The organism is Pedobacter namyangjuensis (genome assembly GCF_003313325.1).
In the GTDB taxonomy this organism is placed as follows: domain Bacteria; phylum Bacteroidota; class Bacteroidia; order Sphingobacteriales; family Sphingobacteriaceae; genus Pedobacter; species Pedobacter namyangjuensis.
Window position 1 is genome coordinate 617,507 of the sequence record NZ_QMHQ01000001.1, and the last position, 21,780, is coordinate 639,286.

The following is a 21,780-nucleotide window of genomic DNA, read 5'->3' on the forward strand; positions in this document are numbered from 1 at the left end:
AAGCCTTTATTTCGGCTTGGTTTTTTTGTACCTTAACATTTCGATGAAGAGCTTTAGAGTTATATCGTGTATTATTTTTTGTTGCCTAAAACTAAATGCAACAGTTTTTACTGTAACGTCAAATGCAAACGCTGGAGCTGGTAGTTTGCGTGAGGCCATTCAATTAGCAAATGCAGATCGTTCAAGTTTGCCTAATCAAATTCGTTTTAACTTGTTAGGTAATACTTTAACAGATGTCACCATCGCGTTAGAATCGGAACTTCCTATTTTAAAATCAGATTTGATTATTGACGGCACCACACAGCCTAACAATTTATTGCAAAATGCGAATATTAGGATAAGTCTAATTAGAGTAGTTGCAGATTATTTTCATGGCTTAAGGATGGATAATGCTCAAAATATTCAAGTATACGGAATTTCATTTAGCAATTTTAAGGCAGACCCGGCTGGCACGTTAGATGAGAAAAAAGGAGGTATTTATTTACTAAATTCATCAAACATAATTATTGGTGCTATTGATAAACCTAATTGTTTTGTTGGGAATTATGCGGGTATTATCGGACCTTTCGTCATTCCTAGCAAGGACTTAGAGAATATCAAAATTTCTGCTAACATTTTTGGTCTTTCAGAAAATGGCTTAGTTGCAGAGCCAAACGATACCGGAATTGACTTGAGTTTTTTGAAAAATAGCGTAATAGGTGGCGATTCCCCTCTTGAAGGAAACTTGCTAACTTCAAATACTAACAATGGCATGGCGCTTGGAGGCACCTCTAAAGGTGTAATAATTAAAAGTAACGTAATTGGTTTAGATAAGACGCTTAGTAAAACAATACCATCTTTTTCTGCAAAAGGCATCTATATTAATGGTGTAAGTAGCGACACTAAAGTTGCTAATAATATAGTATGCGCTCAAAATATTGGTATACATGTAGATTATACAAACGGAGGTTTTGTTGTTTCGGCAAATCGTATTGGCACTTCAGTTAATGGTAATGAAAGCTTCGGCAATAATATAGGGATACATATTAATAATTGTGATAAAGGGTTAATAGGCGGTGGCAGTATAACGGATGAAAATAAAATTGCTTATAATAAGCAAGGGGTATTGATAGAACTATCTTATCCTATTTCGATTCTAAAAAATAGTTTTTACTGCAATGCTAATAGTGCAGTTTCTTTCAAGAGTATTCTAGATCCAAAAACGATAACGCCATCACGTATCAGTACCATTACAGCTAGCGGTGCAAGTGGCGTTTATCTTCCAAACGCTGTTGTTGAACTTTTTTATACTGATAGTTGTCCAGACTGCCAAGGAAAAACCTGGATTGCAACTTTAACGACAGATCCTAGTGGCGCTTGGAGTTACAGCGGTCCGATTGCAGGGCCCATTACGAGTATGGGTACGAATGCTGATGGAGCAACCTCAAATTTTTCCAAACCTATAATTGACGATTCGAAGGTTACTACATTGGGAGTGTTCTGTGGCAGAACCAATGGAAGTGTTACTAATATCGACGTATTTGATGCTAGTGTATATAACTGGTACAATGAATCTGGCGTGCTTGTTGGTACAGATAAAGATCTTCTTAATGTTGGTAACGGGAAATATCAGCTTAAGACCGGACAACTGGGAGCCTGCGATTTGGTTTCTAGATTTTATACTATAGATGCTGCCAGTAACGGTATTAACGATGCCAACAAGATAATAATCGATACATTTTGTGGATCTTCCAAAGGAAGCATTACAAATATTGGCATAGCCGATGATTTGAGTAGAACATGGTATAATGCCGATAACGAAGTAGTTGGTACCAATGCGGATTTGCTGGATGTGCCAGCCGGCAATTATTATTTTAAAGCTGGCTTAGAAAATTGTGTCATAACTTCAAAAACCTATACGGTAAACAATATTATTCATCAATATAAAGTTGCTAATGTTTCCATTAAGCCTGCAACTTGCGGTAATGCAAATGGAAACATTAATATCATCGGTTATGAAACCCAAAAACCAGATACTTTTGAATGGTTTGATGAAAATGGTAATTTAATTAGCACAAATGAAAATGTAGTAAATCTCCCTGCAGGTATCTACAGTTTGTTGGCGAAAGGGCGAAATGGTTGCGCCAATAAAGTTGGAGATTTTGAAGTTCCTATAGCTGCCTTACCTATAGTAGATTACAGTAAATTTGCCCAGTATCTTAGTTGTGATGGAAAATTTGTAAGTACAACAGGCATTACAATTAATGGAAATGTTGGGCCTTACACTTACGAATGGCTTAACGACGCGGGTGATGTAGTGAGCAATGAATTAAATTTAAATTCGGTTACACCAGGAATACTTAGGTTAAAAGTTACAGATAGAAATGGTTGCACGGTTATGGGAAGTACATTCGATTTCACGAGTTTAGCCGCAACTGCACTGAAAATTCCGAACTCATTTTCGCCAAATGATGACCAAATAAACGACCATTGGCAGATAAATGGAGCAGATAACTACCCGAATGCAGATTTTATGATTTTTTCGAGAAACGGAACTCAAGTATTTCAATCAAAAGGTTATGCTAAACCATTCGATGGGAAATTTAATGGCAAGTTTTTGCCAACTGGTGTATATTATTACGTAATAGATCTAAAATCAGCGTGTGGTAAATTGACGGGTAGCTTAACAATTATAAGGTAAGTGTTTCGTTTTTATACTCCAGCATTTTTTATACTTTTGTAAACAATTATTTAGCTATGGCAAGTTTTACATTAACAGCAGAAAGTTGGGAGCGAGTAAAAATCAAATTCCTAAGAAAATATCGCGACCTTACACAAGAGCAACTTTCTTTTTCTCCTGGCCAAGAAGACCAATTGGTGCAACAGCTAATGGGTTTGGTTAAACGTGATCAAACTTATATAGAATTTACTATTCGCAAGGCCTTAGCAGATCCCGCAGGTAACAGGCTTTAGTATCGTTTTTAACTTTTAGCTATTTTTTGTAGTTTTACCTATTAATATCTGGGTAAATGAGAAAGCTAAAAATTATCGTCCTGTTTTTTTCTATTGGTTTAGTTTCAGTTACGCTAGCCTTTAAAGAAGACTTATTTCAGGTATCCAAAAACCTAGATATTTTTGCTTCCTTATATAAAGAAGTAAGCATCAACTATGTTGATGAAACAAATCCGGCAGGTTTGATGAAGAGCAGCATCGATGCGATGTTATCAAATCTAGATCCTTATACAGAATACATTCCCGAGTCGGAGATTGAAGACTATAAACTCAAATACGTAAGCACGCAATACGGGGGTATTGGTATTGGCACTCTATTTATCGATGGCAAACTTTTCGTAAACGAAGTAAGCGCCGGCAACCCCGCAAACAAACAAGATGTTAGGCCAGGCGATGAAATTGTAAAGGTAAACGATATTGTGGTGCAGGGTAAGGATAGAAATCAAGTAAGTCAGCTTTTACGGGGTCCTAAAGGCAGTGCATTAAGTTTGGTAATTTTAAGAGATGGCGCCACAGTTAGTAAATCAATTGTAAGAGAAGAGATAAAACAGCCAAATGTTTCTTATTCTGGTTTGATAGATGGAAATATTGGCTACATCAAGTTAGATAAGTTTTTGGAAAATTCTGGTGCTGAGGTTAAACAAGCACTCGAAACAATAAACAAGGACAAGCCAAAAGGATTAATATTGGATTTGCGTAATAATGGAGGCGGGATTTTGCAGGAGGCGGTTAAGATTGTGAATCTCTTTGTAGACAAGAATATTATGGTGGTTGTTCAAAAGGGAAGAAATCCTGAAAAAACAGTCACTTACAAAACCACAAATCAGCCAATAGCGGCACAGTTGCCACTCGTTGTTCTCGTTAATGCTTCATCAGCATCGGCATCAGAAATTGTTGCGGGTTCATTGCAGGATTTAGATAGGGCAGTGGTTGTTGGTCAGCGTAGTTTTGGTAAAGGATTGGTGCAACAAACATTTAACTTGCCCTACAATAGTTTAGTAAAAGTAACCGTAGCCAAATATTTTACCCCATCGGGGCGATGTATACAAGCGTTAGACTATGCGCATAAAGATGAAAATGGCATAGCCGAAAAATTTTCTGACACCGCAAAAACTGCATACGGAACAAAAGCCGGAAGAAAAGTTTATAATGGAAATGGCGTATATCCAGATGTATTTATAGAAGCAACTAAAGTTAGCCCTGTGGTTACCTCTATTATGAATAAAAGCCTATTTTTTAACTACGTTAATGCTTACAGGCGTACTCACCAGCAAATTGCCGATGTGAATAAATTTCAGCTAAAAGATGCAGACTATAATCAATTTGTAGCCTCTTTAAATGGCAAGGATTATTCCTATTCTTCTAAAACCGAAAAAGCATTAGAAGATTTAAGAAAAGAAGCAGAAAAGGAAAACAAAATAACGGCTATAAGTCAAGAGCTTGATAATTTGAAGTCGAAAATGCTATCTTCTAAAAAAAATGACCTAATTGCACATAAAGAGGAGCTTAAAAGAGTACTTGAGACACAAATTATTAGCAGATATTATTACGAAAGAGGAAAAGTAGAGCAGTCTTTTCAATACGATAAAGAAATAGCCCAAGCAAAATCTCTTTTTTCTAATCAAAATCAGATGTTAGCCATACTTCGAGGAGATGGAGACTTTAAAACTATAGGTAATCCGATAAAATCAAACAGTTTTAATAATTAAAACGGTCATTGTTAACTAAGTTTTAAGTTAACGAGTTCATTTTAACCGAATTGAAAACGTTACATTTCATGTTAAACAATAAAGTGTTAAAAAGTGTTAAAAATTAAACTATTGGTTTACAGTTGTTTACGTGTTGTTTTTAATATTTTAACACATTGATATTTTGATATTGGTATAGGAATCCTCATATTTAGAGATTAAATAACTATTAACTAACCTAAATTTTATTAATTTATGAAAAAACTTGTACTAAGTTTATTCATCTTGTGTACACTAACTGTTGCTGCATTCGCTCAAGAACGCACCATAACAGGTACTGTAAAAGCAAGTGAAGACGGACTACCTATCCCAGGTGCATCCGTTAAAGTAAAAGAAGCGCCAACCGTTGGTACAACAACAAGCGCTGATGGTAAGTTTTCATTAAAAGTTCCTGCAAATGCAAAAACTTTAACGATTTCTTATTTAGGATATAACACTCAAGAGGTGGCTATATCAGGTAATACTATTAATGCGTCTTTAGTTTTAGATTCTAAGACTTTAGATCAGGTTGTAATTACAGCGGGTGGTGTTACCATCAAACGTCGTGAGCAAGGTAACCAAGCTACTACAATTAGATCTCAAGAGTTAACTCAAGCAAAAGCATTTAACGTTGCTAGTGCTTTAACTGGTAAAGTTGCTGGTTTGCAAGTTAACGCTGTAAGTTCTGGTGTTAACCCTAACGTTCGTTTGGTATTGCGTGGTAACCGTTCGTTACTTGGTAACAACCAAGCTTTAGTTGTTGTGGATAACGTTATCGTTCCTAACAACATTTTAGGTAACTTGAACCCAGAGGATATTGAGAACGTAGAGGTGTTAAACGGTGCTGGTGCAGCTTCTCTTTACGGTTCAGATGCATCTAACGGTGCGTTAATCATCACTACTAAAACTGGTAAAAGAGGTGTAACTGCTATCTCTGTAGGTCAAACTATTAACGTAGAAGAAGTAAGTTTCTTGCCTCAATTACAGTATGAATTCGGTTCGGGTACAGGTAACGACGATGTTCCAACTTATACTCCTTACGAAAACCAACAGTACGGTCCAAGATTTGACGGTTCAATGAGAGTGATTGGTAAGCCATTAGTAGATGGATCAATCCAAACTGTACAATATTCTCCTTCTTCTCAAAACAAAGATGCTTTCTGGGAAACTGGTTTGTCTAGCCAAACAGATTTTAGTATCCAATCTGGTGATGATAAAGGTTCTTATTATTTATCTTCTCAGTATTTTGATCAAGTTGGTACACTTAAAAATGATGACTACAATCGTTTTACAATTAGATTAAACGGTAAAAAAGATTTGGGTAACGGTGTAGAATTTACTTTCAACACTAACTATATCCAAAATAGATACGATTTAACTACTGCAACTTCTGCAGTTTTTGATAACGTGTTACAATCTCCTGGTCAAATTCCATTGACTTCTTATCAAGATTGGAGAAATGATAAATTTGCAAATCCAAACGGATATTACAACGAATATTATCAAAACCCATATTTCGCTATTGATAATAGCAGAAGCCAAACTAGAAATGATTATTTAACTGGTAACGTACAGGTTAAATGGTATCCAATTAAACCATTATCTTTCTTGTTCCGCGTTAGTTTAAATACGCAAAACTATTCTAACAAAGCATGGACTAACCAATTCACTTATTCTGCGTACAGAAAAGCGTTAACATCAAACTTTAACAATATTCAAGGTAACGTAAGTGATGGTTCTGGTTTCAGTACTCAAATTAACCCGGAGTTCCAGGCGCAGTACATCGAAAAAATTACTAAAGATTTATCTTTAAATGTAATTTTGGGTGCAAGTGCTAGAAGCAACACTGCAAAGGGCGTTAACGTTAGTGCAGGAAGTTTAGTACAACCAGATTTGTTTAACGTTAGCAACACGGTAGTAAATCCTGGAGCAAGCGAAAGTAACTCAACAGTACGCCAAATGGGTGTATATGCGGATGCTCGTTTAGGTTTCAGAGATTATTTATACTTACACGTTACTGGTAGAAATGACTGGAGATCAGTATTGGCGAAAGAAAACAGATCGTTCTTCTATCCATCAGCAGATATTGCGTTTATTGCAACTGATGCATTAGATTTCTTAAAAAATTCAAAAGTAATCAACTCTTTAAAGTTAAGAGCTGGTGTATCTAAAGTAGGTTTGGTTAACATTGGTGCTTATGCATTATTGCCAACTTACGGTCAGGCTTTTGGATATCCTTATAATGGTGTTGCTGGTTATACATTAGGTAACCGTATCGTTGCACCTAACATTAACCCAGAGATTACAACTTCATTAGAAGGTGGTATCGATTTCGAGTTGTTACAATCAAGAATCACGGGTAGTGTAACTGCTTATAAATCTAATACAACAGATCAAACTGTGCCAATCAACATTCCTTCTTCTACAGGTTTTACTTCATACTTAACTAACACTGGTGAAGTTGAAAACATTGGTTTAGAAACTGCAGTTAGAGGTGTAGTTGTTAGAAACCAAACTACTGGTTTAGAAGTAACTGTTGGAGCTAACTATACTTACAATCAAAACGAGGTTCTTTCAATTAGTAATGATTTGCCTCAGTTAGGTTTAGGTAGTTTTGGTACTGCACAAATTGTTGCAATGCCGAACAATCCTTTCCCTTTCTTAAAAGGTACTACTTATGTGAGAGACGATCAAGGTAGAATTATTGTTGATAGAGTTACAGGTTTCCCTGCTGCAACTACAACAATATCAGACTTTGGCAATACAGAACCAAAACACCGTTTAGGTTTAGATGCAACAGCTGCATACAAAGGTTTCAGATTAGCAGCATTGTTTGAATATAGAGGTGGTTTTGTAATGTACAACGGTGCTTCTAGTTTCGATTTCTCTGGAGCTGGTATCAGAACAACTTACTTCAATCGTGAGCGTTTTGTAGTTCCAAATTCATCTTATTTAGATCCAGTAACTAACACTTATGTTGCTAATACTAGCATCACGACTAGAACTGGTGGTGTAGATTTCTGGACTAACGGACCTACAAATACAGGGGTTGATGAGAATTATTTATATTCTGCTGCATTCTGGAAATTACGTGAGGTTTCTTTAAGTTACGATTTGCCAAAATCTATATTAGGTAACATCAAGTATATCAAAGGTGCACGTATTAGTGTTCAAGGTAGAAACTTGTTCTTGTGGACTCCTAAAACGAACATCTATACAGATCCAGAATATAGTGCTTTAGGTTCTGACAGTAATGCAATTGGTTTTACCAGTTTAGGTCAAACTCCTCCTTCTAGATTCTTTGGTGCAACGCTTTCATTAACATTATAATTAGAAGAAATATGAAAAAGATAATTAATGGTTTATTAATAGGTGCGATTGCTGTAGGATTTTCTTCTTGCGAAAAGTACCTTGATGTAAACACTAACCCAAATAACCCAACTTCAGTTACTGCAGATTTAATTTTGCCTCAAGCTATAGTTGGTTCGGCTTCGGTAACAAATACTTTTAGCCAAAACTTGAACTTTGTAAGCGGATCTTTCGCTAACGTTGGTGGAGTTGGTGGTTATGGTGCAACTCTAACACAAGCATACACAACCAGCAGTTTTAACGGTATGTGGACTTCAAGTTACGACAACTTGCAGGATTATAAAAATGTATTGGATGCTAATGCTGGCGATGGTACTAGAGTTTTTACCACTTCAATCGCTAGAATTATGACAGCTTACGGGTTCGCTCGTTTAGTTGATCAGTACAATGATATTCCTTATAGCGACGCTTTAAAAGGTAGACTTTCATTAGCTCCTAAATATGATAAAGCTGCAGATATCTACAAAGCTTTAATTAAGGAAATCGATGAATCTATTGCTGCAATTACCGCTGGACAAGCAGCTCCTGCTACTGCAGAGATCAAAGTTGTTCCTACTACTATAGACCCTTTGTTTAAAGGTGATATGAACAAATGGAAACGTTTTGCGAATACTTTAAAATTACGTATGTTGGTTAAAATGGCTGGCGTTCCTGATTTGAATTCTTACGCACTTCCATTATTTAGTACTTTAGGTGCTATTGGTTACATCCAAGATGATGCTTTGGTAAATCCAGGTTATTTAAAAGAACCAGGTAGACAAAATCCTAACTTCGCGTCATTAGCATCAAATGCTACTAACGTACGTAGCCAAGGTCAAGCTACTACTACTAAATGGATGTTAACGTTTTATAATGGTAACAAAATTAACGATAATGGTAGAGGTTCAGTAATTTTCAGAAGTTTCCCTAATACGCCATCTAACCAATTAGGTGATGAAACATCTGCAGCGGTTGCAGCTATTGCAACTTATACTGCTTGGTTTACAGGTACAGATTTTAATACGCCAGGTTTAGGTGTTGCTAAATACTCTACTCAAGGTCAGCCAGTGTTCTTAAAAGCAGAAGCAGATTTGTTATTAGCAGAGGCAGAAGCCAGAGGTTATTTAACGTCTGCAGATTTTGGTGCTACTTCATTTGCTAATGGTGTTAAAGCCTCATACAATTATTTGTATAAAAACGCTTCTGATGCCCCTACAAAAACAACTGCAGAAGTTAACACTTGGTTTGCTTCTTATATAACTGCAAACCCGGGTAATGCATTAGTAGATTATTCATTAGCCACAACTACACTTGCAAGAGTAGAGGCTATTAGCACGCAAAAATATATCGCTTTAGCTAACATTATGAATGACGAAGCTTTTAATGAATATAGACGTACTGGTTTCCCTCGTACCGTAACAGCTGGAGCAGCATCGCCGACGTTAACTTTTGCTTCTAGATCTTCTGTAGCAACTTCTCCAGATAGAATTATTACTAGAGTATTGTATCCACAACAAGAATTTAACTTGAATCCAAGTAATGTTCCTACTGGAATTAGCTTATATACTTCTAAAATATTTTGGGACGTAAATTAATTTTAATGAAAATCATGAAAAAATATTTTTATAAATCTGTTGCCGCACTAATCGCGGTTGCAACGCTATCATCTTGTTTGAAAGATGATAGATTGGTTCTTGATCCCGAAAAAGGTACAAACGTTATTGAGTTTGTTAACCCGGCTCAAATTAACCACGTAGGTAGTACTACAGCATTATACGTAATGAGCTATCCAGTTTCTAGTACTTTACAGGTAATTCCTTTAGAGGTTAGTTACTCAGGTCCTGCTGATGGCGCTCCTGAAGACATTGTTGTTAACTTAGCAGTAGGTGGTCAAGCAATAATTGATCAGTACAACAATGAGCAAGGTGAAAGCTATACTTTGATGCCAACATCTTGGTACTCATTAGGTGCTACTTCTGTAACTATTCCAAAAGGGCAGAAAAGAGCTAGTTTTAATGTTAGTATTAATACAAGTTTATTTGATTTAACTAAACCCTATGTAGTGCCATTAACAATCAGCAGTGTTTCTTCTGGTACAATTAGCACTAACTTCAGTAAAATCTTAATAAACTTTGGTGCTAAAAATGCGGTAGATGGTTTATACAACTATAAAACTTCTGCTACAACTTCATTAGTTGCGAATGCTAATTTTAATAATGTACCTTTGGTAACAGCTGGTCCTAATACAGTTAGAACTAACTTGTTAGATACTTATTCTAACATTATTACTTATAACATCGACTTCACTACAAATAAAGCTACTGTTGTAAGTGTGGTTAGCTCAATTGGTACACCGATTACAGATCCGGTTAGTAATTGGAACCCTGCTACTAAAGTTTTGTACGTAAAATGGACGGCTGGTGCACGTCAATTCGAAGAAACTTATACTTATACAGGTGTAAGATAGTATTAGATTTTATTTTAAAAAGGCCACCTATCAGGTGGCCTTTTTTTTTATATTTAGTTTTTTAGTTTCAATGCAGAGCGTACCAAGATTTTTTCTTTCGGTTATTTTAGTGCTTTTGGTTAGTCAAAATTGCATTGCACAAAACTGTGTGCTTTTTAACTTAACCAATGTAGTGCTTACCAAACCAGATTGTAAGGATAATAGAGGTTCTATTACAGGTATAACTGCAACCGGTGCAGTATCTTACCGCTGGATAGATGATTTTGGGAATGTTGTTTCTACAAGCTTAAATTTGGTAAATGCCAGTGCTGGAACATACCAGTTAGTGGGTATAACAGCAGATGGTTGCGAAAACTCAACACTGGTTACATTGCCACCCGGCGGTACACCTATAAACGGTTATCTGGTATATGGCATAAATACGTCGTGTGGAGCCAATAATGGGAGTTTTCATATTGTCACAGCAAATTCAAGTATTCCGGAGGGTATAAGATGGGTGGATGCGCAGAACAATACGGTTGGCACTGATGTAAATGTTTATGGGCTTTCTAATGGTATTTATAGATTATATTTGAAGAATAAAGAAGGTTGCGAGGTGATTCATACTACAGCTTCCTTAACAAGCAGAGGTAAATTAGATGTTTCTTTTGGTGACGCGTTTATAAAAAACGATACCTGCAACAGGAGTATTGGTGCAGTAAACGGTCTAAAGATAATAAGTGGCGTTAATCCAATACTAGTAAAATGGTTTGATGAACAACAAAATGTGGTAAGTACTAACCTTAATTTAAACAATGTGTCTGCTGGCAAATACAAGGTTTTGATAACCGATAGTTGCGGAGTTGATCCATTTGAAGAGTCTTTTGAAATAATAAACAGCGACATAAGTTTGGCAAAGCCAAATGTTGCTGATATAAAGCTTTGTAGTCCAGGTTTGGCAAATATTGAGGTTATTAACCCGCAGATTGGTAGATATAGAATTTACGATTCGCAGCAATCTCCCTATCCAATCCATGAAGGTGTATCTGGTAGTTTCGAATTCCAGGCTAATATAGATAGAAAGGTGTATGTGTCGTTTGCAAGCGGAGATTGTGAAAGTGAGCGTACCGAAGTTGATATAGCAATTGGTGTTTCTGCCAAAAAACTGCCAAATGCTATCAGCCCCAATGGTGATGGCGTGAATGATGAATGGAATTTAAGTTGGTTGACTTATTATCCAGCTGCTTCGGCAAAAATTTTTAATCGACTTGGACAGATTGTATATAGCTATAATAACCAAGAAATGTTTTTCAATGGAAACAGAAAAGGCAAAGCTTTACCAGTTGGCACGTACTATTATATTATCGAATTAGGTAAAGACTGCAGCTTAATTAGGGGAACGATTAATATAATTAGGTAAGTGCATTAATCCATCGCATGCAACCTTACTTTTAAGCCATCCATTTTGGGGCTTAGTTGCAATTGGCATGCAAGCCTAGAGTTTGGCAGAAGGTCTGGTAATGTATCTAACATTGCGTATTCGTCGTCTGTCATTTCGTTAAGCTTTTCTTCACCTTCCATTACGTCAACGCAACAAGTGGCGCATAAAGCCATGCCACCACAAGTTGCTAAAATATCGTATTCGCTAGCCTTTAGAAATTCCATTAAACTTAGGCCCATATCTGTTGGAGCTACAAGTTCCGAAGTATTTCCTTCTCTATCTTCTACAACAATATTAATATCACTCATTATAAATATTTTCTTTCCCTTTAGGGGCTGGGGGTTTAAAATTCAGCTACGCCGTTCACGGTAGTATATTTCATGGTGTATTTTACACCTGGGTTCATATACTGGTAAGCACTATGACTCATCAATGCTGCTTCGTGAAATCCGCACAAAATTAACTTTAATTTATTAGTATAGGTATTAATATCTCCAATTGCGTAAATACCCGGGATATTAGTGCTATAATCGTCTGTATTGACCTCGATAGCACTCTTGCTAATGTTTAAGTTCCATTGCTCTATAGGGCCTAATTTAGGGCTTAAACCAAATAAAGGAATTAAGTGGTCTGCTTCGAAAACAGATTTTTCCATGGTACGGTTGTGAATCACTTCCACACGCTCTAATTTTCCTTCGCCAGATACAGAATTTAAATTGCTGTTTAACACTAGGTTAATTTTTCCAGCTTCTGCCAACTCCATTACTTTGTTAACCGAATCAGGTGCACCGCGGAAGCTTTCGCTACGGTGAATTAAAGTTAATTCAGATACTACATCAGCCAAGAAAATGGTCCAGTCTAAGGCAGAGTCGCCACCGCCGGCTATTACCATTTTCTGACCACGGTATTTCTCAGGATCTAAAATCATATAATTTACACCGCGACCATTTTCAAAGTCTTCTAAACCAGCAACAGCAGGTTTACGAGGTTCGAAACAGCCCAAACCACCAGCAATTACTACAACTTTAGCTTCAATAATAGTTCCCATGTTTGTGGTAAGCACAAAATCAGCTTCGCCACGTTTTTCTAAACCTTCAATTCTTTCACCTAAAGTATAGCCTGGGTGAAATGGTTTTGCTTGCTCTACCAAGTTATCAATTAACTCTTGAGCTAAAACCGTAGGATAACCAGGGATGTCGTATATAGGTTTTTTAGGATATATTTCAGACAACTGACCACCAACTTGCGGAAGGTAATCAATTAGATGGCAACGCATTTTTAACAAACCTGCTTCGAAAATTGCAAAAAGGCCCACTGGACCAGCGCCAATAATGGCTATATCAGTAGAGATCATGGTTTAAAATTTGTGCGAATTTACGAAATTAAAATGTAATCCTTTTCTTATTTAGATGTATTCTATATAAACTGAGGCGGAGTTGACAAACTTATTTCAATATATTCGTGTTAGTGATAGGAATTATTAGCTGTTGACGGTTATTTTTACTATTTTATTGTTGATGCCCGAATTAGAATACTTGATTTTATTTATGCTCTTCTTTGCTGTTTGGGCATCTTGTTTCATTATTGGTGGCAGGTCTTGGCAAATGACAGCTGCATTTATTCCGATGTCTATAGCGTCGTTTTTTTATTATGATACAAACACACAGTGGAATTGGTTGCTTTTAATTCCTATGCTTCCTGTAACCGTCCTAGACATTCATGTTGTTTTAAGCAAACCGAAATTTAGGGGTTTTACTAGCTACTTAAATTACTTATTGATTATTCCGTTTTTGATTGTTTATTTTTATAACGCATCTAATTTTAAAGAATCTGAGACATGGCTGGGCATTGTTTTTGATCATTTTTTCTCTTGTTTAATTATCATTTTTGTGAGTAAGGTCTGGATTTCGAACATTGTACTTTTATTTGTGAATAGACTCTGGAGTGCGGATAAAAATGTAATGCGTACCAGATTAAATGACGTATATATAACTGGAACCGGAAGAACGAAGACTTTTAACGCATCAATATATCAGTTAGGTGCGGTTGAAATTTCTGGCTTTTTTTACCAATATGTTAGGTTTAAAAAGATTAGGCCAGACGAGGAAATTGAATTAACCATAAAAACGGGTTGGTTAGGTACAGAATATATCGCAGGTTTTCCGAAAGTATTAAATCGAAGCAGGGTAAAATCTTAGTGTTGTGCTATTGTGCAAGCTAATGATTGGTTTAAGCTTTTTCCGTAACTTTGCTTAACAAATGGCAAAAAACATTTATTTCGCATCAGATTTCCATTTAGGAGCGCCTACATATAATGAAAGTCGTTTACGTGAGGCACGTATTGTAAATTGGTTAAATTTTATTACGCCGACGTGTAGTGAGCTTTTTTTAATGGGCGACGTGTTTGATTTCTGGTTTGAATACGGTAAAGTGATACCTAAAGGGTTTGTGCGATTGCAAGGTAAGCTGGCAGAAATGGCAGATGCAGGCATTAAAATCTATTTCTTTAAGGGCAACCACGATATGTGGGTAGATGACTATTTTACCAAAGAAATTGGCTTGGAAATTATCAGCGACGAACTTGTAATTGAAAGAAACGGCAAGCGCTTTTTTCTTCACCACGGCGATGGCTTAGGCCCTGGAGATAGCAAATACAAATTTTTAAGAAAGGTTTTTAGGAATAAATTTTGCCAATGGCTGTTTTCTGTACTACCGCCACGAGTTGGGATGTTTGTAGCAAACGGTTGGTCTAATAAAAGTAGAAAGATTGGATCTAAAAAAATTGTTTTTCTTGGCGATGAAAATGAATGGCTAGCAATTTTTGCCAAAGAGCAATTGCAAAGAGAACATTACGATTACTTTATTTTTGGACATAGACACTTGCCATTGGATATTAAGCTAAATGATAAAAGCAGGTATGTGAATATTGGCGAATGGTTAAATTACCAGTCGTACGGGGTTTTTGACGGACAAGAATTAAGGTTGGAGTACTTTGAAAAAAGCATTAGCTAGTTAGTGTTTAGTAGTTGGGCGTTGACTTGCTAAAACTGAGATTTTTTTCGTTATTTTTGCAAGCTTTATTGCAATGGTGTTTGTTTTATAAACCCGATTGCAGTGAAAGACGTAAATTTTTAATTAGCGTAGCGATTTAAAATTTACTTTGTAACGAAAAGCGGGGCTGAAGAAATAGAAAGCTGTAACGCTGATTTTCAAAAAAGATTTAGAGATTATGTTAGAAAAATTAGAAGCGATAAAATTGCGTTGGGAAGATGTAGAAGAGCAATTGAGTAATCCGGATACGGTTCAGGATATGAAACGTTTTGCCGCTTTAAACAAAGAATATAAAGACTTGGGCAAAATTGTGGATTCTTATAAAATCTACAAAAATGTGATGAGCAATATTGATGCGAACAAGGAGATATTGGCTACTGAAAAGGATGCTGAGATGCGTGAAATGGCTAAGGAAGAGCTTGATCTGTTGTTGGTGCAACAGGAGGAGTTGGAGGAAAGCGTTCGTTTAATGTTGATTCCGAAAGATCCTGAGGACTCGAAAAATGCTGTTTTTGAGATTAGGGGCGGTACCGGAGGTGATGAGGCTGCTTTATTTGCGGGCGATTTATACCGTATGTATACGCGTTATTTCGAAACCAAAGGCTGGCGTGTAGAAACTGTTGATGTAACGGAAGGTACTGCCGGCGGCTATAAAGAGGTTATTTTGAAAGTTAGTGGCGAGGATGTTTACGGCTTGTTAAAATACGAGTCGGGCGTGCATCGTGTACAGCGTGTGCCTGATACGGAAACCCAAGGTCGTGTACATACTTCGGCAGCATCTGTTGCTGTTTTGCCAGAGGCTGAGGAAATCGATTTGTATATTAACCCAGCTGATATCGATTTACAAACATCTCGTTCTGGTGGTGCTGGAGGACAAAATGTAAACAAGGTTGAAACCAAGGTGCAGTTAACGCACAGGCCATCGGGTATCGTTGTTGTTTGTCAGCAAGAGCGTTCTCAATTGGGCAACCGTATTATTGCAATGGAGATGTTGCGTAGTAAGTTGTACGATATAGAATTGCAGAAGAAAAATGGAGACATTGCGGCTAAACGTAAAACGATGGTATCAACAGGTGATAGATCGGCGAAGATTAGAACTTATAATTATCCGCAGGGTAGGGTTACCGATCATCGAATTGGTTTAACACTTTATAACTTGAATAATGTTATGGACGGTAACGTACAGGAATTGATTGATGCGCTTCAATTTGCTGAAAATGCGGAGAAAATGAAAGAAGGAGCGGTAATTTAGGGGCAACGATTAAAGAATAAGGAGCAAAGATTGATTTACGGATTTGTTTCTTTTAAATTTTTCAGTCTGATAAACAATAGGTTGCAAAAATTTTAAAATAATTATTGTAAATTTAATTTAAGTCGCTATATTTGCAATCCCGAAACGAAAGAGATTTTGTTTTAAGGAAAACGGACCGGTAGTTCAGCTGGTTAGAATGCCGCCCTGTCACGGCGGAGGTCGCGGGTTCGAGTCCCGTCCGGTCCGCAAAAGCTTCAACAGAAATGTTGGAGCTTTTTTGTTTCATAGCTTTGTCGTTTGATTATTATTGCCTAATTATTCGCAAATATTAACTCTATAAAAATGGTTCGAAAAATTTGAACATATTTGTTTATCAATTTAACCATTATGAAAGTTATTGCCAGACTAGTTTTTGTGTTGAGTGTTTTAGCATTAAGTAGCCAAGCGGGTGCTCAGACAGCAAATCAGCAAAAAAAATATTCGAAAGCTGAAATTTTACGTGGTACATTAACGCCAGAACGAACTTGGTGGGATGTGCAACGATATGAAATTGCATTTAAGCCTGATTTTAATGATAAAAGCCTCGCAGGCTCAAACGAGATTGCTTATAAGGTTATAAAAGCTAACGATGGCAAAATTCAAATGCAGATCGATCTGCAAAATCCTTTGGTAATTGATAGTGTAATTTATAATGGTAAAAGGAAAATAGCTTTTGCTAAGAAGGAAAGCGTTTGGTATTTAACGGTTCCAGCGCAAAAAGTTGGCGAAACAAATAAGGTTAATATTTTCTATCATGGAAAGGTGCATCAGGCTATTAGGGCACCTTGGGATGGTGGTTTTATTTTTGGCTTAGATTCTTTAGCTAGACCATGGATGACGGTTGCCTGCCAAGGTTTAGGTGCTTCTATCTGGTTTCCTAACAAAGACCATCAAAGTGATGAGCCAGATAAAGGTGCGTCTTTAACCATGACCGTTCCGGATAGTTTGGTGGCGGTTGGTAACGGACGTCTGGTTTATAAAAAACCTGGTACCGATGGCACAACTACTTACAAATACAATGTAAATAGTGCAATTAACAATTACTGCATCATTCCTTACATTGGTAAATACGTAAACTTTAACGAGGTTTATAAAGGAGAAAAAGGTCCGTTAGATGTAAACTACTGGGTTTTGGATTATAACCTGTCAAAGGCTAAAACCTATTTCCCAGACCAGGTGCACAAAATGTTCAAAGCTTTTGAGCATTGGTTTGGTCCTTATCCGTTTTACGAAGATGGCTACCAGCTTATAGATGCTTCACATACAGGTATGGAACACCAGTCGGCGGTTTCTTACGGCAATAATTACAAGTTTGGCTATCGTGGTAGAGATGCATCTGGTTATGGCTGGGGCATGAAATTCGATTTTATCATTATCCACGAAAGTGGTCATGAATGGTTTGGAAATAACATTACTACAAACGATTTAGCAGACATGTGGGTGCACGAAGGTTTTACCAATTACAGCGAAACACTTTTTGTAGATTATCATTTTGGCGAGCAAGCCGGTAACGAATATAATTATGGTATTAGAAAAGGCATTAGAAATGATAAGCCAATCATTACAGATTATAACGTAAATGCCCAAGGTAGTGGCGATATGTATCCAAAAGGTGGAAATATGTTGCATTCCATTAGGCACGGCTTAAATAATGATGTGCTTTTTAGAAATATTTTACGAGGACTAAACAAGAAATTTTATCATAAAACGGTTACTTCCGCACAAGTTGAGGCTTACATTTCTGAAATGGCAAAATTCAACTACGTTAAAGTTTTTGATCAGTATTTACGCACTACACAAATACCTACATTTAACTTTTTGGTAGAAAACGGCAAGTTGACTTATCGTTATAGCAACAGCGTTGATGGATTTAATATGCCTTTAACTTTAAAGGATGGAGCTACAGTTATAAAATTATTGCCAACCACTGCAGCAAAAACTTTAGTGTTAAAACCTGGTGAGGAAAAACTTTTTACTGTTGATGCGATAGAGAAGACGTTTTATGTGAAAGCGGTTAATTCTAAATAATTATTTCATCCTTTTAGGGAGGAAGGTTAAGATTAATCCTTTGAAGTTAGCTAGCATATCCCAAAATTTTCTGTTGCTATCTACATCGGCTTCGCCGCAGTCTATTGTATCGCTACGTGTGATGATGAAATCGGCGAAATTTTCGACTAGTTTTAGTTTAATAAGGTTTTTCATCGCCCTGGCAAAATAACTGGCATATACGTGGCCCCATATTTCTATTGCGAGCGAATCGGTAGAGATATCGAGCTCTTTGCTAAAAAGTGTTACATAGTCTGATTTTATTAAAGCTACTAAAGCATCGGATCGCTCTTCTATATTTTCAGATAAAAATTTTCGTAAGGCATGAGGTTTTTTAACCCTGATAAGTTTTTCATTAAATTCTACCAAAAGCTTATGCCCGTGTAGTTGATATGTTTTTTCCATTGGCATAGGCTTTTCTAAAATATTCCGTTACTTCTTCATTAAAATCGCTAAGCGTCATTATTCTTAAATGATGGTTATATTGATTGCTCCCTGGTACTAAAGCTATCTTCCGAAAACACAAATTTTCGGCAAAAGGTTCGTTAAAGGGTAGAACAATATCTATAAAATTTTTGCCCAGTTTAATGATATATGCAAAAGCAGTATCCGATGCAATTACCATCATCGACTTTGTTTCCCTTAAAATTATTGGCCCAATCTTTTCAAGTGTTGATAACAACTCTCTATAAAGCGCTAAGGATACTTCTGTTTTTCCACTTAAAAAATTATTCGTGCTATCGCAAAAGTGATTTTGATTTGTAATTTTAAAAGTACTATTGCAGTTTGGGCAGGTCCACATTAGCTTTATTTTTAATGTTTTAACAAACGTTTGCGCAGTGTTTAATGACTTAAATTTATACTATCGGCGCTAAAAAAATTATATCTTCACAAACTAACCAAATAATTTACGATTTCATAACAACAGATGGAAAGAAGAGATTTTATTAAAAACAGTGCGCTAGCAACGGCAGCTTTTAACATTTTGCCAACAGGTTCGCTATTTGCCAAAGATAACGGTAAGGTAAGATTGGGTTACATAGGTGTTGGCGCTAGGGGAATGAACCACATTAGCGAGGGCATTTTAAGGGATGATGTAGAGGTTGTAGCCATTTGCGATACTCAAGAAAGTTCACTAAAAATCTGTAGGGATTTTATTGCAAAATCAGGCAAGCCAGCAGCTAAGGAATATACAGGCGGTTTGGAAGCATTTAAAGCGTTGTTAGATAGAAAAGATATCGATGGTGTAATTATATCAACGCCATGGCAATTTCACCATGAGCAAGCGCTTTATGCTATGAATGCTGGTAAATACGTTGGTTGCGAAGTAATAGCCGGTTTAACAGTTAAAGAGCATTGGGATATCGTAAATACATCTGAAAAAACAGGGATGCCTTATATGACTTTAGAAAACGTTTGTTACCGAAGAGATGTGATGGCAGCGTTAAATATGGTTAGGCAGGGTTTGTTTGGCGAAATGATTCACTTGGAAGGTGGTTACCAGCACGACTTACGCGAAGTGCTTTTTAACAACGGTAAGCAATATTATGGAGGAGGGGTAGAATATGGCCCAAAAGCTTTAAGTGAAGCGCAATGGCGTACACAATTTAATATAGACCAAGATGGCGATTTATATCCAACACATGGTGCGGGTCCGGTAATGCAATATGCTAACATAAATAGAGGCAATCGCTTTACAAATTTGGTTTCTTTTAGCTCTAAGGCCAAAGGTTTGGCAAACTACGTTGAAAGTAAATCTCCAGGACATCCAAATGCGAAGATAAATTACAAAAATGGCGATGTAACTACTACGTTGATTAACTGTGCAAACGGCGAAACAGTAATGTTGTCTCATGATGTGCATTTGCCTCGCCCATATTCTTTAGGGTTTAGGGTGCAAGGCACAAATGGTTTATGGATGGATGTAAACAAATCTGTGCACATAGAAGGTAAGTCTAAGCCTCATGCTTGGGATCCTGCTAAGGAATGGTTTGATAAATACGATCATCCACTTTGGAAAAAATACCAAAAAGAAGCAGTTAGTGCTGGTCACGGTGGTATGGATTGGTTTGTATTTAACGCATTTGTGATGGCTATTAAGCACAAAAAACAAACACCAATAGATGTTTACGATTCTGTAACCATGAGCGTTATTACACCATTATCTACAAAGTCGCTAAAGGAAGGTAATAAAACTCAAGAATTTCCAGATTTTACAAGAGGTAAATGGAAAGACAGAAAAAATACCTTTGCATTAGACGATAGCGGATTTTAAATTACTTAACATAAATAAACTTGCCACAGTTGCCTCCCAAAGTAGCTGTGGCTTTTTATTTTAGTTGTTTTCTACAAGTTCGGCATCGACTGTAATTTTGTAGTAGGCCTGACTTTCGTTTTCCGAAGTATTAAATAAATCAAAGAGTACATCAACCGCTTTTTGCGCCTGTACAGACGGAAATTGCTCAATTGATGCAACTGGCCCATTTTCCATGAAGTTTATCATGGGTGTGTTGGCATAACTTACAAATTCGAGTTCGTTTGTGGTAATTAGCCCGAGCTTACGTGCATGTTTTATGGCATAGGCCGATACATAATCGTTAAAAGTTACAATTGCCGATGGCTTCCGTTTATTTGCCATTAAAGTTTCCAATGCATCCTTACTTCCGCTTTCGGTTAAATCACAATCTACTACCAAAGTCGGATCGAATTTTAACCTATTCTTTTGTAATGCTTTGATGTAGCCTTCTTTGCGTTGTCCTGTAGCAATTAAAGCGCTTGGCCCATTAATCAAACCAATTGTTCGATGGCCTCTCTTAACTAAAAAGTCGACTATGTCTGTACTTGCACTTTCTATATTACAAGCCACATAGTGGATGTTTTTTAACGGCGGAATTCTGTCAAAAAACACTACCGGGATATTGTACTTTTTTAGATAATCAAAATGTTCAAAATTTGTAGTGGTTTTACCTACCGAAACGATTAATCCATCTACACGATGGTTTTTCATTTTTTCTACTAATAATTTTTCCCGCTCTTGGTCATCATGAGATTGTGCTAATAAAATAGTGTAGTTTTTTCTATAAGCTGCATCCTCAATGGCACTAATAGCAGTTGAAAAGAAGGCCTCTGCAAGTTGTGGTAAGATAACGCCAATGGTAAATGTTTTGCCTTTCTGAAAGAGAATTGCCCTCTCGTTTGGCTCGTAATTAAGTTCCTTGGCAGTTTGTTTAACTTTATTACGGGTAGTTTCTCCTATACTCGGATGGTCATGCAAGGCCCTTGAAACCGTAGATGGCGAAATGCCCAATTTCTTTGCGATAACTTTTATGGTAGTAGGTTTTGCTGTCAACTTAATTTAGGTAGGTTTAAATTAAAGGTAGAAAAAAATGAGAACAAGCAAAAACAGAAATATCAAACGTTTGCGCAACAAAAAATAAAG

Annotated in this window: 17 protein-coding genes and 1 tRNA gene; 13 read left to right on the forward strand and 5 right to left on the reverse strand. The window is 36.7% G+C overall.

Features of this window, described 5'->3' with window-relative positions:
• Positions 1 to 43 precede the first annotated feature (43 nt).
• From DUT69_RS02830 to DUT69_RS02860, 7 genes are all read left to right on the forward strand, one after another.
• Positions 44 to 2,680: a gliding motility-associated C-terminal domain-containing protein gene (locus tag DUT69_RS02830; RefSeq protein ID WP_113651615.1), complete on the forward strand. Its 2,637-nt coding sequence runs from the start codon at positions 44 to 46 to the stop codon at positions 2,678 to 2,680.
• A 56-nt stretch (positions 2,681 to 2,736) separates the two neighbouring features.
• Positions 2,737 to 2,952 carry a hypothetical protein gene (locus DUT69_RS02835; protein WP_113651616.1) on the forward strand — a complete coding sequence of 72 codons (216 nt, stop codon included), beginning with the start codon at positions 2,737 to 2,739 and terminating at the stop codon, positions 2,950 to 2,952.
• A 56-nt stretch (positions 2,953 to 3,008) separates the two neighbouring features.
• The gene (locus tag DUT69_RS02840) at positions 3,009 to 4,700 is read left to right on the forward strand and encodes a S41 family peptidase (protein WP_113651617.1); all 1,692 of its coding nucleotides are present in this window, start codon (positions 3,009 to 3,011) and stop codon (positions 4,698 to 4,700) included.
• 234 nt (positions 4,701 to 4,934) lie between these two features.
• Positions 4,935 to 8,048 (forward strand): SusC/RagA family TonB-linked outer membrane protein, encoded by a 3,114-nt coding sequence (locus DUT69_RS02845; RefSeq protein WP_113651618.1) that lies wholly within the window; start codon positions 4,935 to 4,937, stop codon positions 8,046 to 8,048.
• An 11-nt stretch (positions 8,049 to 8,059) separates the two neighbouring features.
• Positions 8,060 to 9,661: a SusD/RagB family nutrient-binding outer membrane lipoprotein gene (locus tag DUT69_RS02850; protein WP_113651619.1), complete on the forward strand. Its 1,602-nt coding sequence runs from the start codon at positions 8,060 to 8,062 to the stop codon at positions 9,659 to 9,661.
• Between the two features lie 14 nt (positions 9,662 to 9,675).
• The gene (locus DUT69_RS02855) at positions 9,676 to 10,533 is read left to right on the forward strand and encodes a DUF1735 domain-containing protein (protein ID WP_162796155.1); all 858 of its coding nucleotides are present in this window, start codon (positions 9,676 to 9,678) and stop codon (positions 10,531 to 10,533) included.
• Positions 10,534 to 10,603: 70 nt separating this feature from the next.
• Entirely contained in the window at positions 10,604 to 11,932 is a 1,329-nt protein-coding gene (locus tag DUT69_RS02860) for a gliding motility-associated C-terminal domain-containing protein (protein ID WP_113651621.1), read from the forward strand.
• 5 nt (positions 11,933 to 11,937) lie between these two features.
• On the opposite strand, the gene DUT69_RS02865 is transcribed toward DUT69_RS02860, so the two are convergent.
• Positions 11,938 to 12,261, reverse strand: coding sequence for a 2Fe-2S iron-sulfur cluster-binding protein (locus tag DUT69_RS02865; RefSeq protein WP_205314201.1), 324 nt, complete (start codon positions 12,259 to 12,261; stop codon positions 11,938 to 11,940).
• Positions 12,262 to 12,296: 35 nt separating this feature from the next.
• Complete coding sequence (locus tag DUT69_RS02870; protein WP_113651623.1) at positions 12,297 to 13,307, reverse strand: NAD(P)/FAD-dependent oxidoreductase; 1,011 nt, start codon at positions 13,305 to 13,307, stop codon at positions 12,297 to 12,299.
• A gap of 163 nt (positions 13,308 to 13,470) precedes the next feature.
• Between DUT69_RS02870 and DUT69_RS02875 the strand changes: the two genes are divergently transcribed.
• From DUT69_RS02875 to DUT69_RS02895, 5 genes are all read left to right on the forward strand, one after another.
• Positions 13,471 to 14,151, forward strand: coding sequence for a hypothetical protein (locus DUT69_RS02875; protein WP_113651624.1), 681 nt, complete (start codon positions 13,471 to 13,473; stop codon positions 14,149 to 14,151).
• Between the two features lie 61 nt (positions 14,152 to 14,212).
• On the forward strand, positions 14,213 to 14,965 hold the full coding sequence (locus DUT69_RS02880; RefSeq protein ID WP_113651625.1) for a UDP-2,3-diacylglucosamine diphosphatase: 753 nt from the start codon (positions 14,213 to 14,215) through the stop codon (positions 14,963 to 14,965).
• A 217-nt stretch (positions 14,966 to 15,182) separates the two neighbouring features.
• Positions 15,183 to 16,256, forward strand: a complete 1,074-nt coding sequence (gene prfA / locus DUT69_RS02885; RefSeq protein WP_113651626.1) for a peptide chain release factor 1 — start codon at positions 15,183 to 15,185, stop codon at positions 16,254 to 16,256.
• A 172-nt stretch (positions 16,257 to 16,428) separates the two neighbouring features.
• Positions 16,429 to 16,502 (forward strand) — tRNA-Asp (locus DUT69_RS02890).
• A gap of 141 nt (positions 16,503 to 16,643) precedes the next feature.
• Positions 16,644 to 18,323 carry a M1 family metallopeptidase gene (locus DUT69_RS02895; protein WP_113651627.1) on the forward strand — a complete coding sequence of 560 codons (1,680 nt, stop codon included), beginning with the start codon at positions 16,644 to 16,646 and terminating at the stop codon, positions 18,321 to 18,323.
• Here the strand turns inward: DUT69_RS02895 and DUT69_RS02900 are convergent, their stop codons facing one another.
• Both DUT69_RS02900 and DUT69_RS02905 read right to left on the reverse strand, forming a co-directional pair.
• On the reverse strand, positions 18,324 to 18,746 hold the full coding sequence (locus tag DUT69_RS02900; RefSeq protein ID WP_240186642.1) for a hypothetical protein: 423 nt from the start codon (positions 18,744 to 18,746) through the stop codon (positions 18,324 to 18,326).
• Entirely contained in the window at positions 18,715 to 19,143 is a 429-nt protein-coding gene (locus DUT69_RS02905) for a DUF5655 domain-containing protein (protein ID WP_240186643.1), read from the reverse strand. Before DUT69_RS02905 ends, DUT69_RS02900 begins: the two co-directional genes overlap by 32 nt.
• Positions 19,144 to 19,269: 126 nt before the next feature.
• On the opposite strand from DUT69_RS02905, the gene DUT69_RS02910 reads away from it, so the two are divergent.
• Positions 19,270 to 20,616 carry a Gfo/Idh/MocA family protein gene (locus tag DUT69_RS02910; RefSeq protein WP_113651629.1) on the forward strand — a complete coding sequence of 449 codons (1,347 nt, stop codon included), beginning with the start codon at positions 19,270 to 19,272 and terminating at the stop codon, positions 20,614 to 20,616.
• A 60-nt stretch (positions 20,617 to 20,676) separates the two neighbouring features.
• Here the strand turns inward: DUT69_RS02910 and DUT69_RS02915 are convergent, their stop codons facing one another.
• Positions 20,677 to 21,690, reverse strand: a complete 1,014-nt coding sequence (locus DUT69_RS02915) for a LacI family DNA-binding transcriptional regulator (protein ID WP_113651630.1) — start codon at positions 21,688 to 21,690, stop codon at positions 20,677 to 20,679.
• Between the last annotated feature and the right edge of the window lie 90 nt (positions 21,691 to 21,780).

Coding starts and splice junctions, on each gene's coding strand:
- DUT69_RS02855 (WP_162796155.1), top strand. CDS start 9,676: ATGAAAAAATATTTTTATAAATCTGTTGCCGCACTAATCGCGGTTGCA.
- DUT69_RS02865 (WP_205314201.1), bottom strand. CDS start 12,261: ATGAGTGATATTAATATTGTTGTAGAAGATAGAGAAGGAAATACTTCG.
- DUT69_RS02860 (WP_113651621.1), top strand. CDS start 10,604: ATGCAGAGCGTACCAAGATTTTTTCTTTCGGTTATTTTAGTGCTTTTG.
- DUT69_RS02905 (WP_240186643.1), bottom strand. CDS start 19,143: ATGTGGACCTGCCCAAACTGCAATAGTACTTTTAAAATTACAAATCAA.
- DUT69_RS02910 (WP_113651629.1), top strand. CDS start 19,270: ATGGAAAGAAGAGATTTTATTAAAAACAGTGCGCTAGCAACGGCAGCT.
- DUT69_RS02880 (WP_113651625.1), top strand. CDS start 14,213: ATGGCAAAAAACATTTATTTCGCATCAGATTTCCATTTAGGAGCGCCT.
- DUT69_RS02875 (WP_113651624.1), top strand. CDS start 13,471: ATGCCCGAATTAGAATACTTGATTTTATTTATGCTCTTCTTTGCTGTT.
- prfA (WP_113651626.1), top strand. CDS start 15,183: ATGTTAGAAAAATTAGAAGCGATAAAATTGCGTTGGGAAGATGTAGAA.
- DUT69_RS02840 (WP_113651617.1), top strand. CDS start 3,009: ATGAGAAAGCTAAAAATTATCGTCCTGTTTTTTTCTATTGGTTTAGTT.
- DUT69_RS02835 (WP_113651616.1), top strand. CDS start 2,737: ATGGCAAGTTTTACATTAACAGCAGAAAGTTGGGAGCGAGTAAAAATC.
- DUT69_RS02830 (WP_113651615.1), top strand. CDS start 44: ATGAAGAGCTTTAGAGTTATATCGTGTATTATTTTTTGTTGCCTAAAA.
- DUT69_RS02895 (WP_113651627.1), top strand. CDS start 16,644: ATGAAAGTTATTGCCAGACTAGTTTTTGTGTTGAGTGTTTTAGCATTA.
- DUT69_RS02845 (WP_113651618.1), top strand. CDS start 4,935: ATGAAAAAACTTGTACTAAGTTTATTCATCTTGTGTACACTAACTGTT.
- DUT69_RS02850 (WP_113651619.1), top strand. CDS start 8,060: ATGAAAAAGATAATTAATGGTTTATTAATAGGTGCGATTGCTGTAGGA.
- DUT69_RS02900 (WP_240186642.1), bottom strand. CDS start 18,746: ATGGAAAAAACATATCAACTACACGGGCATAAGCTTTTGGTAGAATTT.
- DUT69_RS02870 (WP_113651623.1), bottom strand. CDS start 13,307: ATGATCTCTACTGATATAGCCATTATTGGCGCTGGTCCAGTGGGCCTT.